This window comes from Pseudomonas huaxiensis (assembly GCF_003231275.1).
Lineage (GTDB): Bacteria > Pseudomonadota > Gammaproteobacteria > Pseudomonadales > Pseudomonadaceae > Aquipseudomonas > Aquipseudomonas huaxiensis.
Genome location: NZ_QKVL01000003.1, coordinates 60443 through 71962, shown reverse-complemented (window position 1 = coordinate 71962; position 11520 = coordinate 60443). Strand labels below are relative to the sequence as shown.

Genomic DNA, 11520 nt, shown 5'->3' with positions numbered 1-11520 from the left:
ATACCAATTTACAATGTCGAGGCGCTAGGTTAAAAGCCTCGTTATAGGTGTGTCAATTTGTCCCGGCAAAACTTTCGTCTGATGCCGTCGGACGGATCTGACTGAGTGGTAAGGAAACTTGCCAACTGAGTGGTGTGACGGGTGGCCGGATAGGCCAAAATAGACGGCCCCGAACTGACTCGGGATTGTGGAGAGCACGTGATGGTTTTCGACCAGGTCCGCCAGCGCCGTTTGTCCGACGATATCGTCGAGCGGCTGGAAGGAATGATTCTTGAGGGCACCCTGACCGCCGGCGAGCGCTTGCCGGCCGAGCGGGTGCTGGCTGAACAGTTCGGCGTGTCGCGCCCGTCGTTGCGCGAGGCAATCCAGAAGCTGGTGGCCAAAGGCATGCTGGTCAGCCGCCAGGGTGGTGGTAACTATGTGGTCGAATCGCTGGGGACGACGTTCAGTGATCCGTTGCTGCAACTGCTCGAAAACAATCCCGAGGCCCAGCGTGACCTGCTGGAGTTCCGCCATACCCTTGAGGCGTCATGCGCGTATTACGCGGCCATGCGCGCCACGGATGTGGATCGTGAGCGGCTGAAGGCAGCGTTCGATACCTTGCAGGACTGCTACACCCGGTGCGATGAAGTCAGCCGGGCGGAAGAGGGCGCTGCGGATGCGCGCTTCCATCTGGCGATTGCTGAGGCCAGTCATAACGCGGTGTTGCTGCACACCATTCGCGGGCTGTTCGATCTGCTCAAGCGCAACGTGGTGACCAACATCGGTGGGATGTACAAGCAGCGCACGGAAACCCGCGACATGCTGATCAGTCAGCACCGCGATCTGTATCTGGCGATTGTCGAAGGACGCGCGCAGGACGCTCGCGAAGTGTCGAGCCGACACATTCTGTATGTGCAGGAAGTGTTGGAGGAGGTGAGGCAGGAAGTTCAGCGGGTGGCGCGAGCGGAGCGGCGCAAGGGGCGTTGAATGCTGTGCACGGCCATCGCTGGCAAGCGGCACGCCGCCCGGCCAGCGATGAGGCCCTGAAAGACTGAATGCAGATGACTCAGTCTTCGCGTCCTTTGTTGCGCACTGCGCGCTGCAGTTCGCGATCGGAATCACGCTCGCGCTGGGTATCGCGCTTGTCGTATTCCTTCTTGCCCTTGCCCAGAGCGATCTCGCACTTGATCAAGTGCTTGCTCCAGTACATGGACAGTGCGACGCAGGTATAGCCCTTCTGCTGCACGCCCACGAACAGACGTTCCAGCTCGCGGCGATTGAGCAGCAGCTTGCGGGTGCGTGTCGGGTCGGCAATGACGTGGGTACTGGCTGCCGTCAGCGGAGTGATGTGGCTGCCCATCAGCCAGGCTTCACCGTCCTTGAGCAGCACGTAGCTGTCCACCAGGTGCGCCTTGCCGGCACGCAGGCTCTTTACTTCCCAACCGGACAGGACCAGTCCGGCCTCGAATTTGTGTTCGATGAAGTAATCGTGTCGCGCTTTCTTGTTCTGCGCGATGGTCCCTGTCGGATGTTTCGTTTGTTTGGCCATAGGGGCGGCATTATAGGCAGTCGTTGCGTCGTCGGCTACGGGGGAGTGGTGAGCTTGAGCCGTCGCATTGAATCCCGGACAATGCGCGCATTTTTCGGCCACTCCGCTGTCATCAGTGATGTGGCATTTGGCCGGTTGCCGGGTGCCGCATTCTTTGTTCTAGTGGCGCCGGTTTGCTTTTTTCGCTCAGTTTTGGAAATGACGCCTGGATGACTACCCATATTCAACGGTCGGCCCTGCTGCCTTATCCCGCTCGGTCACTCTACGATCTGGTCAACGATGTTGCGCGCTATCCGGAGTTTCTGCCCTGGTGCTCGGCGAGCACGGTGCTGGAAGTCAGCGAGACGCATATGCGGGCCAAGGTCGAGGTGGCCAAGGGCGGTATCAGTCAGCATTTCGTAACCCAGAATGTGCTGGTGCCGGGGCAGTCCATTGAAATGAATCTGGAGGAAGGGCCGTTCAGTCAGTTGCACGGGCTCTGGGTGTTCAAGCCGCTGGGGGAGAAGGCCTGCAAGATCAGTCTCGATCTGTCCTTCGAATATTCCGGGGCGCTGGTGCGCGCGACCTTGGGGCCGCTGTTCAACCAGGCCGCCAACACGCTGGTCGATGCGTTCTGTCAGCGGGCCAAGCAGCTCAACGGGTGAGAGGGTTTTGCGCCGACCGCTTGTGGCGGATGCCAAGGCGGCGCGCAAGCAGCGGCTGACAAGGTGAGAAGGGTCTTCAAGAGCGTCAGGCGCAGAAGGCAGACGTAAAAAAGCCCGAACATGTTCGGGCTTTTTTTGTGGCTTCGGGTTACTGCGTTTGCAGTGGTTCCTGAACCGGGACGGGCATGACTTCGATGGTATCGACGTCGCGCTGGATCTTGTCTTCCAGCGAGCCGGGGCGTGCTGGCTTGTCCACTTTCACCGGCGTGACCTGTTGTTCAGGCTGGGTGACGGTGGTGTTTCTCTCGCTGCCGAGGATTTCCTGGTCGCGGCTCACGCCCGGCATGAAGTCGCCGGACAGGCTGGCCAATTGGTCGCTCTCGTTGAAGAAAATACTGATGCGTTCCTGTTGGCGCTCGCCGCCGCCTGGCTGCAGGCTATACAGATAGTCCCAGCGATTGGTATGGAACGTATCCTGGATCAGCGGGTTGCCCATGATAAACCGTACTTGCCGACGGGTCATTCCGGGGCGCAATTGGTCTATCATGTCCTGCGTCACGACATTGCCCTGCTGGATGTCGATTTTGTAAACCCCGGGAAACGAGCAACCGGCGAGTGCGAGCAGTCCCACGAGGGTGAGGCTGGTTAGCAAGAGCTTGGTGTTTTGCATCGGTGGGCGACTTCCACTATCTTGGCTGGACAACGTAAACCCCGATCATACCCGTATTCAGAGAAGCTGCGAAGCAGCATCGGCGAGAAAGCTGACCATGGTTGAAAATAGCGAACTGCGCAAAGCCGGTCTCAAGGTAACCCTGCCTCGAGTCAAGATCCTACAGATGCTCGACTCCACCGAGCAGCGCCATATGAGCGCTGAAGATGTCTACAAGGCATTGATGGAAGCTGGAGAAGATGTTGGCCTGGCCACGGTGTACCGTGTTCTGACCCAGTTCGAGGCGGCCGGTCTGGTCGTGCGTCACAACTTCGACGGCGGTCATGCGGTATTCGAACTGGCCGACGGTGGCCACCACGACCATATGGTCAACGTGGAATCCGGTGAGGTGATCGAGTTCTTCGATCCCGAAATCGAGAAGCGCCAGAAAGAAATTGTTGCCCAGCACGGTTACGAGCTGGTTGATCACAATCTGGTGCTGTACGTACGCAAGAAGAAGTAAGCGCTAGCGCTTGCGGCAAAAGCTTCGAAGGCGACCTCAGGGTCGCCTTCGTGCTTTCCGGGGTCAGGCTTTGCTGGTCACGACCATTTTCTTGGCGTGGGCCAGAGATTCCTTGGTCAAATCGATGCCGCCGAGCATGCGGGCGACTTCCTCGACACGTTCGCGCTTGCCCAGGCTGGCAACTGCGGTGTGGGTAGCATCGCTGTTGCGTACCTTGTGCACGAACAGGTGGTGATGACCTTGCGCGGCAACCTGCGGCAGGTGAGTGACGGTCAGTACCTGGCCGCGCTCGCCCAGTCGGCGCAGCAATTGCCCGACTATTTCTGCGGTAGGACCGCCGATCCCCACATCCACTTCGTCGAATACCAGTGTCGGGATGCGTGAGGTCTGTGCGGTGATCACCTGGATGGCCAGGCTGATGCGTGACAGCTCGCCCCCAGACGCCACTTTTGCCAGGCCCTTGAGCGGTTGGCCGGGGTTCGCGCTGACCAGCAGTTCCACCTGTTCCAGGCCGTGTGGGTGCAGGTCGTCGCCGTTGCCAGGGCGTAGCTCGATACAGAAGCGTCCTCCGGGCATCCCCAGGCGCTGAATTTCAACTTCTACCGCAGCGGCAAGCTGATTGGCCGCGCTCCGGCGCAGCCCGCTGAGCTCGCTGGCCTTCTCCTGGTAATGACGGGCATACGCCTTCAGTTCTTCTTCCAGTCGCTCGATGGATTCATCGTTGGCATTGAGGCTTTCCAGTTCTTCGCCCAGGCGTTGTTGCAGGCTGATCAATTCACTGGGGTGTACGCGATGCTTGCGCGCCAGGGTGTAGAGCGTATCCAGGCGTTCTTCCAGCTGTTGCAGGCGCGCCGGGTCAGCATCGAAATTGTCGAGGAAGCGGTTGAGTTCACCCACCGCTTCCTCTACCTGGATCTGTGCGCTGGCAATCAGGTTGGCAGCCTCGCCCAGGGCGTGCGGTGCGTTGTTTATCGCAGTCAGGCGGTTGAGGCTGACAGTCAGTGCGCTGAGCACGTTGCCCGAATCGTTTTCGCTACAGTGGTCGATCACTTGGCGGCAGATGCCGAACAGCGCTTCGGCATTGGTCAGGTTCTTGTGTTCCTGTTCCAGTTGCTCCAGTTCGTTTTCGCCGAGGCCGAGATTGTCCAGCTCTTCCAGTTGATAGCTGAGCAACTGGTGCTGCGCGCGCTGCTCGTCGCCGGAGTTGCACAGTCGGTCCAGCTCCGCGCGCGTCTGGCGCCAGCGCTGGGCTGCCATCTGCACCTGGCGGGCAAGATCGGTGGCGCCGGCGTATTCATCGAGCAGGCGACGGTGGGTGTCGGTTTTCAGCAGCGACTGGTGTTCGTGCTGGCTGTGGATGTCGATCAGCAATTCGCCGACCGCCTTGAGATCGCTCAGCGGGCAGGGCGTTCCGTTGATATAGCCGCGGCTGCGGCCCTCGGCGGTAATGACCCGGCGCAAAATGCACGGGCCGTCGCTGTCGAGGTCGCGTTCGGCCAGCCAGGTGCGTGCTTCAGGAATGTCGATCAGATCGAAGGTCGCGAGGATGTCGGCCTTGTCCGCGCCGGGGCGCACCACGCCGCTGTCGGCACGATCACCCAGCGTCAGGCCAAGCGCATCGAGCATGATCGATTTGCCAGCACCGGTTTCGCCGGTGATGACGCTCATGCCTCGGGCGAGTTCGAGGTCGAGGTGTTCGACGATGGCGTAATTGTGGATGGACAGGTGCACCAGCATTCGGGCGGCTCCCAGAAAAATGTCTGGTTATTTATACAGTGTTTTCAAATTCCCTGACAATGCCCGCGCTTAGTCCGATTCCGTCGCCGAGGCCGCGTTTTGATCGCGGACAGTTATGTCGTCGCCACATTGATGTTCAATCACCCTTGAAGCTGCTTTTTGCGACCCCATATAGGCCGGCAGATACGCGAGTCGAGCTCGCTGACGAAATGAGAGGAGAGATTTCATGGCTGATGAACAGATGCTGGACGAACAGAATCTGAACGCCGATAAATCCGCCGACGCGGGCGCCAACGAGCTGGCTGCGCGCGTACAGGTGCTCGAAGAGCAACTGGCGGCGGCCCAGGATCAGGCCCTGCGTACCGCGGCCGATCTGCAGAATATTCGCCGCCGCGCCGAACAGGACGTGGAAAAGGCGCACAAATTCGCCCTGGAGAAGTTCGCTGGCGACCTGCTGCCGGTGATCGACAGCCTGGAGCGCGGTCTTGAGCTGTCCAACCCGGATGACGAAAGCATTCGTCCGATGCGCGAAGGCATCGAGCTGACCCTGAAGATGTTCCAGGACACCCTCAAGCGCTTCAACCTCGAAGCCATTGATCCGCACGGCGAGCCGTTCAACGCTGAGCATCACCAGGCAATGGCCCTGCAGGAAAGTGCCGAGGTCGAGCCGAACACCGTGCTCAAGGTCTTCCAGAAGGGCTATCAGCTCAATGGTCGCCTGCTGCGCCCGGCAATGGTCGTGGTCAGCAAGGCTCCGGCGCCAGTTTCGCCTTCTATCGACGAGAAGGCTTGAAATTAACCTGGCGACCCCCATCTAGGTGTCAAGCGTTTAAGTGCTACCGCAGTTGGCCAACACCACTGTGGCAACCAAATCCAAAGTTTCGGGAGAGTTAACATGGGCAAAATTATCGGTATCGACCTGGGGACTACCAACTCCTGCGTCTCCATTCTGGAAAACGGCAACGTCAAGGTGATCGAGAACGCCGAAGGCGCTCGCACCACGCCGTCGATCATCGCTTACGCCAACGATGGCGAAATCCTGGTTGGCCAGTCGGCCAAGCGCCAGGCGGTGACCAACCCGCACAACACCCTGTACGCGGTAAAGCGTCTGATCGGCCGTCGCTTCGATGAAGAAGTCGTGCAGAAAGACATCCAGATGGTTCCGTACAAGATCGTCAAGGCTGACAACAGCGACGCCTGGGTCGAAGTGAACGGTCAGAAAATGGCTCCGCCGCAAATCAGCGCCGAAGTCCTGAAAAAGATGAAGAAAACCGCCGAAGACTACCTCGGCGAAGCAGTGACCGAAGCCGTCATCACTGTTCCTGCGTACTTCAACGACAGCCAGCGCCAGGCAACCAAAGACGCTGGTCGTATCGCAGGTCTGGACGTCAAGCGGATCATCAACGAACCAACCGCAGCCGCTCTGGCCTACGGTATGGACAAAGCCAAGGGCGACCACACCGTCATCGTTTATGACCTGGGTGGCGGTACCTTCGACGTGTCGGTGATCGAGATCGCTGAAGTCGACGGCGAGCACCAGTTCGAAGTGTTGGCAACCAACGGTGACACGTTCCTCGGTGGTGAAGACTTCGATATTCGCCTGATCGACTACCTCGTCGACGAGTTCAAGAAAGAAAGCGGCATGAACCTTAAGGGTGACCCGCTGGCGATGCAGCGTCTGAAAGAAGCTGCTGAAAAAGCCAAGATCGAGCTCTCCTCGAGCCAGCAGACCGACGTCAACCTGCCGTACATCACTGCTGATGCGACCGGTCCGAAGCACCTGAACGTGAAGATCTCCCGCGCCAAGCTGGAGTCGCTGGTCGAAGATCTGGTTCAGCGCACCATCGAGCCTTGCCGCATCGCTTTGAAAGATGCCGGTATCGACGTCAGCAAGATTGACGACGTGATCCTGGTCGGTGGCCAGACCCGTATGCCGCTGGTGCAGAAAACCGTTGCTGATTTCTTCGGCAAGGAAGCGCGTAAAGACGTCAACCCGGACGAAGCTGTTGCCATGGGTGCTGCCATCCAGGGTGCTGTTCTGGCCGGTGACGTGAAAGACGTGCTGCTGCTGGACGTCAGCCCGCTGACCCTGGGTATCGAAACCATGGGTGGCGTGATGACCGCGCTGATCGAGAAGAACACCACCATCCCGACCAAAAAGTCGCAGGTGTTCTCGACTGCCGATGACAACCAGAATGCCGTGACCATTCACGTGCTGCAGGGTGAGCGCAAACAGGCCGCACAGAACAAGTCCCTGGGCAAGTTCGACCTGGCCGAGATTCCACCTGCTCCACGTGGCGTGCCACAAATCGAAGTGACCTTCGACATCGACGCCAACGGCATCCTGCACGTCGGCGCGAAAGACAAGGCCACCGGCAAGCAACAGTCCATCGTGATCAAGGCCAACTCCGGTCTGTCCGAGGAAGAAATCCAGCAGATGGTCCGCGACGCTGAAGTCAACGCCGAGGAAGACCGCAAGTTCGAAGAGCTGGCCGCAGCCCGTAACCAGGGTGATGCACTGGTTCACTCGACTCGCAAAATGGTCGCTGATGCCGGTGACAAGGTAACCGCTGACGAGAAGTCCGCGATCGAAGCTGCTGTTGCTGCTCTGGAAGCTGCTGTCAAAGGCGACGACAAGGCTGCTATCGATGCGAAGGTCGAAGAGCTGTCGAAAGTCTCCGCTCCGGTTGCTCAGAAGATGTACGCCGAGCAGGCCGAAAAGCCGGAAGCGGGTGCTCAGGCACAGCCGGCTGATGAAGCCAAGCACGACGACGTCGTCGACGCGGAGTTCGAAGAAGTCAAAGACAACAAGTAATTGCTGCTTGTTGTCGGCCGGTTGACTGATGTTTGACGTTGACTGGTAGGATATCGCCGCGCGGGGGCTTGCTCCCGCGTTGGCGTGTCTGGAATACCCGAATTTTTACAGCACTGGTTTACATGCCGGTGCTGTCGGCACAGCGCTCAACGCGCAGAGGTTTGCCGAACGTCCTCAAGAGTGCATAGAACCATGGCGAAGCGTGACTATTACGAGGTTCTGGGAGTCGAGCGAGGCGCAAGCGAGGCCGATCTGAAAAAGGCCTATCGCCGCCTGGCGATGAAGCATCACCCGGACCGTAATCCCGACGACAAAGAGTCGGAAGAGAAATTCAAGGAAGCCAACGAGGCTTACGAAGTCCTGTCCGATGCCAGCAAGCGCGCGGCCTACGACCAGTATGGCCATGCCGGTGTCGACCCAAGCATGGGTGGCGGCGGTGCGGGCTTCGGTGGCGCCAACTTCTCTGACATCTTCGGCGATGTCTTCAGTGATTTCTTCGGTGGTGGCCGCGGCGGCTCTCGTGGCGGCGCCCAGCGTGGCAGCGACCTGCGTTACACGCTGGAACTGAACCTTGAAGAAGCGGTGCGCGGTACCACGGTCAATATCCGTGTACCAACGCTGGTCAACTGCAATCCGTGCGACGGTTCCGGTGCGAAGAAAGGTTCTTCGCCGGCGACCTGCCCGACCTGCGGTGGTATCGGTCAGGTGCGCATGCAGCAAGGCTTCTTCTCTGTGCAGCAGACCTGTCCGCGCTGCCAGGGTCAGGGCAAGATCATCACCGACCCGTGCGACTCCTGCCACGGCGAAGGACGCATCGAAGAGTACAAGACGCTGTCGGTCAAGGTGCCGGCTGGCGTCGATACCGGCGACCGCATTCGTCTTTCCGGCGAGGGCGAGGCGGGTACTCAGGGTGGTCCCACTGGTGACCTGTACGTCGTGATCAATGTGCGTGAGCACCCGATCTTCCGGCGCGACGGCAAGCACCTGTACTGCGAAGTGCCAATCAGCTACACCGACGCTGCGCTGGGTGGCGAGCTGGAAGTGCCGACTCTCGATGGTCGGGTCAAGCTGAAGATCCCGGAAGGGACCCAGACCGGCAAGCAGTTCCGTCTGCGCGGCAAGGGTGTCGCTCCGGTGCGTGGCGGTGGTGCCGGTGACCTGGTGTGTCGGGTGGCGGTAGAAACCCCGGTTAATCTCAGTCGTCGTCAGCGTGAGCTTCTCGAAGAACTGCGTGCTTCACTGGAAGGCGATAGTTCCCATTCTCCCAAGGCCAATGGCTGGTTCGAGGGTGTAAAGCGCTTCTTCGGCGATCTGTAAAAAAGGAAAAGGCATGCGACGTATAGCGGTAGTGGGCGCGGCAGGGCGCATGGGCAAAACCCTGATCGAGGCGATTCAGCAGACTCAGGGTGCCGGTCTCACGGCGGCGGTTGATCGTCCCGACAGCACGCTGGTGGGTGCTGATGCTGGTGAGCTGGCTGCGCTGGGACGCATTGGTGTACCGCTTTCCGGTGACCTCGTGCGAGTCGTGGATGAGTTCGATGTGCTTATCGATTTCACTCACCCCTCGGTCACGCTGAAGAACCTGGCTTTCTGCCGCAAGGCGGGTAAAGCCATGGTTATCGGCACCACGGGTTTCAGTGTCGAGGAAAAGCAACTGCTGGCCGAGGCCGGTAAAGAGATTCCGATCGTCTTTGCCGCCAACTTCAGCATCGGTGTCAATCTGTGTCTGAAGCTGCTCGACACCGCTGCTCGTGTGCTGGGTGATGAGGTGGATATCGAGATCCTCGAGGCTCACCACCGTCACAAGGTCGATGCGCCATCCGGTACCGCGCTGCGCATGGGCGAAGTGGTTGCCCAGGCGCTGGGTCGCAATCTGCAGGAAGTGGCTGTCTACGGTCGTGAAGGCCAGACCGGCGCACGTGATCGCCAGACCATCGGTTTCGCCACTGTGCGTGCCGGTGACGTGGTGGGTGACCACACGGTGCTGTTTGCCGCAGAAGGCGAGCGTGTCGAGATCACTCACAAGGCATCCAGTCGCATGACCTTCGCCAAGGGTGCGGTGCGTGCTGCGCTCTGGCTCGATGGTCGTGAGCCAGGTCTGTATGACATGCAGGATGTGCTCGACCTGCATTGATTTATCGCCTCATCTCTCTCGGAAACGGGCTGGTCAGTGATCGCCAGCTCGTTTTCGCAGCCCTTGTGGTGCGACTTGTCGCATTCCTGAGCCTTTCAGGCACATCAGTGGTAGACCAAAAAAGCACATTTCTGTAAGCTACAGCTTTAGTGTGTCCACTAAAAGCGCGCAGATAATTCGACGAAGAAAGCGGGGTGACGTGTCTATACGTCATTCCGCTTTTTTGCAACCTGCGATCGCCCCTTCAGGCTATTTACGGAGGTCTTCTTGACTAAGCCAGCCATACTCGCCCTTGCCGATGGCAGCATTTTTCGCGGTGAAGCCATTGGAGCCGACGGTCAGACCGTTGGCGAGGTGGTGTTCAACACCGCAATGACCGGCTATCAGGAAATCCTGACTGACCCTTCGTACTCGCAACAGATCGTTACCCTGACTTACCCACACATCGGCAACACCGGTACTACTCCGGAAGACGCCGAGTCCGACCGCGTATGGTCGGCCGGCCTGGTTATCCGTGATCTGCCGCTGATTGCCAGCAACTGGCGTAACACGCTGTCCCTGAGCGACTACCTCAAAGCCAACAATGTCGTGGCGATCGCCGGTATCGACACTCGCCGCTTGACTCGCATCCTGCGTGAAAAGGGCGCGCAGAATGGTTGCATCCTCGCGGGTGACAACATCAGCGAAGAAGCCGCCATTGCCGCCGCTCGCGGCTTCCCTGGTCTGAAAGGCATGGACCTGGCCAAAGTGGTCAGCACCAAGACTTCCTACGAATGGCGTTCCAGTGTCTGGGAGCTGAAAAGCGACAGCCACCCGACCATCGAGGCTGCCGATCTGCCGTACCACGTCGTCGCCTACGACTACGGCGTCAAGCTGAACATCCTGCGCATGCTGGTTGCTCGCGGCTGCCGCCTGACCGTGGTGCCGGCGCAAACCCCGGCCAGCGAAGTCCTGGCGCTCAAACCTGATGGCGTGTTCCTGTCCAACGGCCCTGGCGACCCAGAGCCTTGCGACTACGCTATCCAGGCCATCAAGGAAATCCTCGAGACCGAGATTCCGGTGTTCGGTATCTGCCTCGGTCACCAACTGCTGGCCCTGGCCTCCGGCGCCAAGACCGTCAAGATGGGTCACGGCCACCACGGTGCCAACCACCCGGTCCAGGACCTGGATACCGGCGTTGTAATGATCACCAGCCAGAACCACGGTTTCGCGGTCGACGAGGCCACGCTGCCGGCCAACGTTCGTGCGATCCACAAGTCGCTGTTCGACGGTACCCTGCAGGGTATCGAGCGTACCGACAAGAGCGCGTTCAGCTTCCAGGGCCACCCTGAAGCGAGCCCTGGCCCGACCGACGTCGCGCCACTGTTCGATCGCTTCATCGATGCCATGGCCAAGCGCCGCTAAGCATCCCTGCGAGAAGGCCCTGAACCGGCTTCGGCCTGGTTCGGGCGCGCCTGACCAAGATTGTTCAAGACGGCTTGCCGACT

Annotated in this window: 11 protein-coding genes; 8 read left to right on the top strand and 3 right to left on the bottom strand. The window is 59.5% G+C overall.

Annotation, left to right across the window (positions count from 1 at the left end; all coding sequences use genetic code 11):
- The first annotated feature begins 201 nt into the window (after nucleotides 1-201).
- Nucleotides 202-969 carry a GntR family transcriptional regulator gene (locus DM374_RS05235; protein WP_095159719.1) on the top strand — a complete coding sequence of 256 codons (768 nt, stop codon included), beginning with the start codon at nucleotides 202-204 and terminating at the stop codon, nucleotides 967-969.
- 79 nt (nucleotides 970-1048) lie between these two features.
- Here the strand turns inward: DM374_RS05235 and smpB are convergent, their stop codons facing one another.
- Nucleotides 1049-1531: an SsrA-binding protein SmpB gene (gene smpB / locus DM374_RS05230; RefSeq protein WP_095159720.1), complete on the bottom strand. Its 483-nt coding sequence runs from the start codon at nucleotides 1529-1531 to the stop codon at nucleotides 1049-1051.
- Between the two features lie 209 nt (nucleotides 1532-1740).
- Between smpB and DM374_RS05225 the strand changes: the two genes are divergently transcribed.
- The gene (locus DM374_RS05225) at nucleotides 1741-2175 is read left to right on the top strand and encodes a type II toxin-antitoxin system RatA family toxin (protein ID WP_110968932.1); all 435 of its coding nucleotides are present in this window, start codon (nucleotides 1741-1743) and stop codon (nucleotides 2173-2175) included.
- Nucleotides 2176-2323: 148 nt separating this feature from the next.
- On the opposite strand, the gene DM374_RS05220 is transcribed toward DM374_RS05225, so the two are convergent.
- Nucleotides 2324-2845, bottom strand: coding sequence for an outer membrane protein assembly factor BamE (locus tag DM374_RS05220; protein WP_110968931.1), 522 nt, complete (start codon nucleotides 2843-2845; stop codon nucleotides 2324-2326).
- Nucleotides 2846-2942: 97 nt separating this feature from the next.
- Here DM374_RS05220 and fur point away from each other — a divergent pair, with 97 nt between their 5' ends.
- Nucleotides 2943-3347, top strand: coding sequence for a ferric iron uptake transcriptional regulator (fur, locus tag DM374_RS05215; protein ID WP_095159723.1), 405 nt, complete (start codon nucleotides 2943-2945; stop codon nucleotides 3345-3347).
- A 63-nt stretch (nucleotides 3348-3410) separates the two neighbouring features.
- Here fur and recN read toward each other — a convergent pair whose 3' ends face one another.
- The gene (recN, locus tag DM374_RS05210) at nucleotides 3411-5084 is read right to left on the bottom strand and encodes a DNA repair protein RecN (protein ID WP_110968930.1); all 1674 of its coding nucleotides are present in this window, start codon (nucleotides 5082-5084) and stop codon (nucleotides 3411-3413) included.
- Between the two features lie 226 nt (nucleotides 5085-5310).
- Here recN and grpE point away from each other — a divergent pair, with 226 nt between their 5' ends.
- The 5 genes from grpE to carA all read left to right on the top strand — a co-directional run bounded on the left by grpE (nucleotide 5311) and on the right by carA (nucleotide 11437).
- Nucleotides 5311-5877, top strand: coding sequence for a nucleotide exchange factor GrpE (grpE, locus tag DM374_RS05200; protein ID WP_110968928.1), 567 nt, complete (start codon nucleotides 5311-5313; stop codon nucleotides 5875-5877).
- A gap of 102 nt (nucleotides 5878-5979) precedes the next feature.
- Nucleotides 5980-7899, top strand: coding sequence for a molecular chaperone DnaK (gene dnaK / locus DM374_RS05195; RefSeq protein WP_110968927.1), 1920 nt, complete (start codon nucleotides 5980-5982; stop codon nucleotides 7897-7899).
- Nucleotides 7900-8091: 192 nt separating this feature from the next.
- A complete protein-coding gene (gene dnaJ, locus DM374_RS05190; protein WP_110968926.1) occupies nucleotides 8092-9216 on the top strand; it encodes a molecular chaperone DnaJ in 1125 nt (374 codons plus the stop codon).
- Between the two features lie 13 nt (nucleotides 9217-9229).
- Nucleotides 9230-10033: a 4-hydroxy-tetrahydrodipicolinate reductase gene (gene dapB, locus DM374_RS05185; RefSeq protein WP_110968925.1), complete on the top strand. Its 804-nt coding sequence runs from the start codon at nucleotides 9230-9232 to the stop codon at nucleotides 10031-10033.
- Between the two features lie 267 nt (nucleotides 10034-10300).
- Nucleotides 10301-11437, top strand: coding sequence for a glutamine-hydrolyzing carbamoyl-phosphate synthase small subunit (carA, locus tag DM374_RS05180; RefSeq protein WP_110968924.1), 1137 nt, complete (start codon nucleotides 10301-10303; stop codon nucleotides 11435-11437).
- Nucleotides 11438-11520: the final 83 nt, after the last annotated feature.

Coding starts and splice junctions, on each gene's coding strand:
- fur (WP_095159723.1), top strand. CDS start 2,943: ATGGTTGAAAATAGCGAACTGCGCAAAGCCGGTCTCAAGGTAACCCTG.
- dnaJ (WP_110968926.1), top strand. CDS start 8,092: ATGGCGAAGCGTGACTATTACGAGGTTCTGGGAGTCGAGCGAGGCGCA.
- DM374_RS05235 (WP_095159719.1), top strand. CDS start 202: ATGGTTTTCGACCAGGTCCGCCAGCGCCGTTTGTCCGACGATATCGTC.
- smpB (WP_095159720.1), bottom strand. CDS start 1,531: ATGGCCAAACAAACGAAACATCCGACAGGGACCATCGCGCAGAACAAG.
- grpE (WP_110968928.1), top strand. CDS start 5,311: ATGGCTGATGAACAGATGCTGGACGAACAGAATCTGAACGCCGATAAA.
- recN (WP_110968930.1), bottom strand. CDS start 5,084: ATGCTGGTGCACCTGTCCATCCACAATTACGCCATCGTCGAACACCTC.
- dapB (WP_110968925.1), top strand. CDS start 9,230: ATGCGACGTATAGCGGTAGTGGGCGCGGCAGGGCGCATGGGCAAAACC.
- DM374_RS05220 (WP_110968931.1), bottom strand. CDS start 2,845: ATGCAAAACACCAAGCTCTTGCTAACCAGCCTCACCCTCGTGGGACTG.
- dnaK (WP_110968927.1), top strand. CDS start 5,980: ATGGGCAAAATTATCGGTATCGACCTGGGGACTACCAACTCCTGCGTC.
- DM374_RS05225 (WP_110968932.1), top strand. CDS start 1,741: ATGACTACCCATATTCAACGGTCGGCCCTGCTGCCTTATCCCGCTCGG.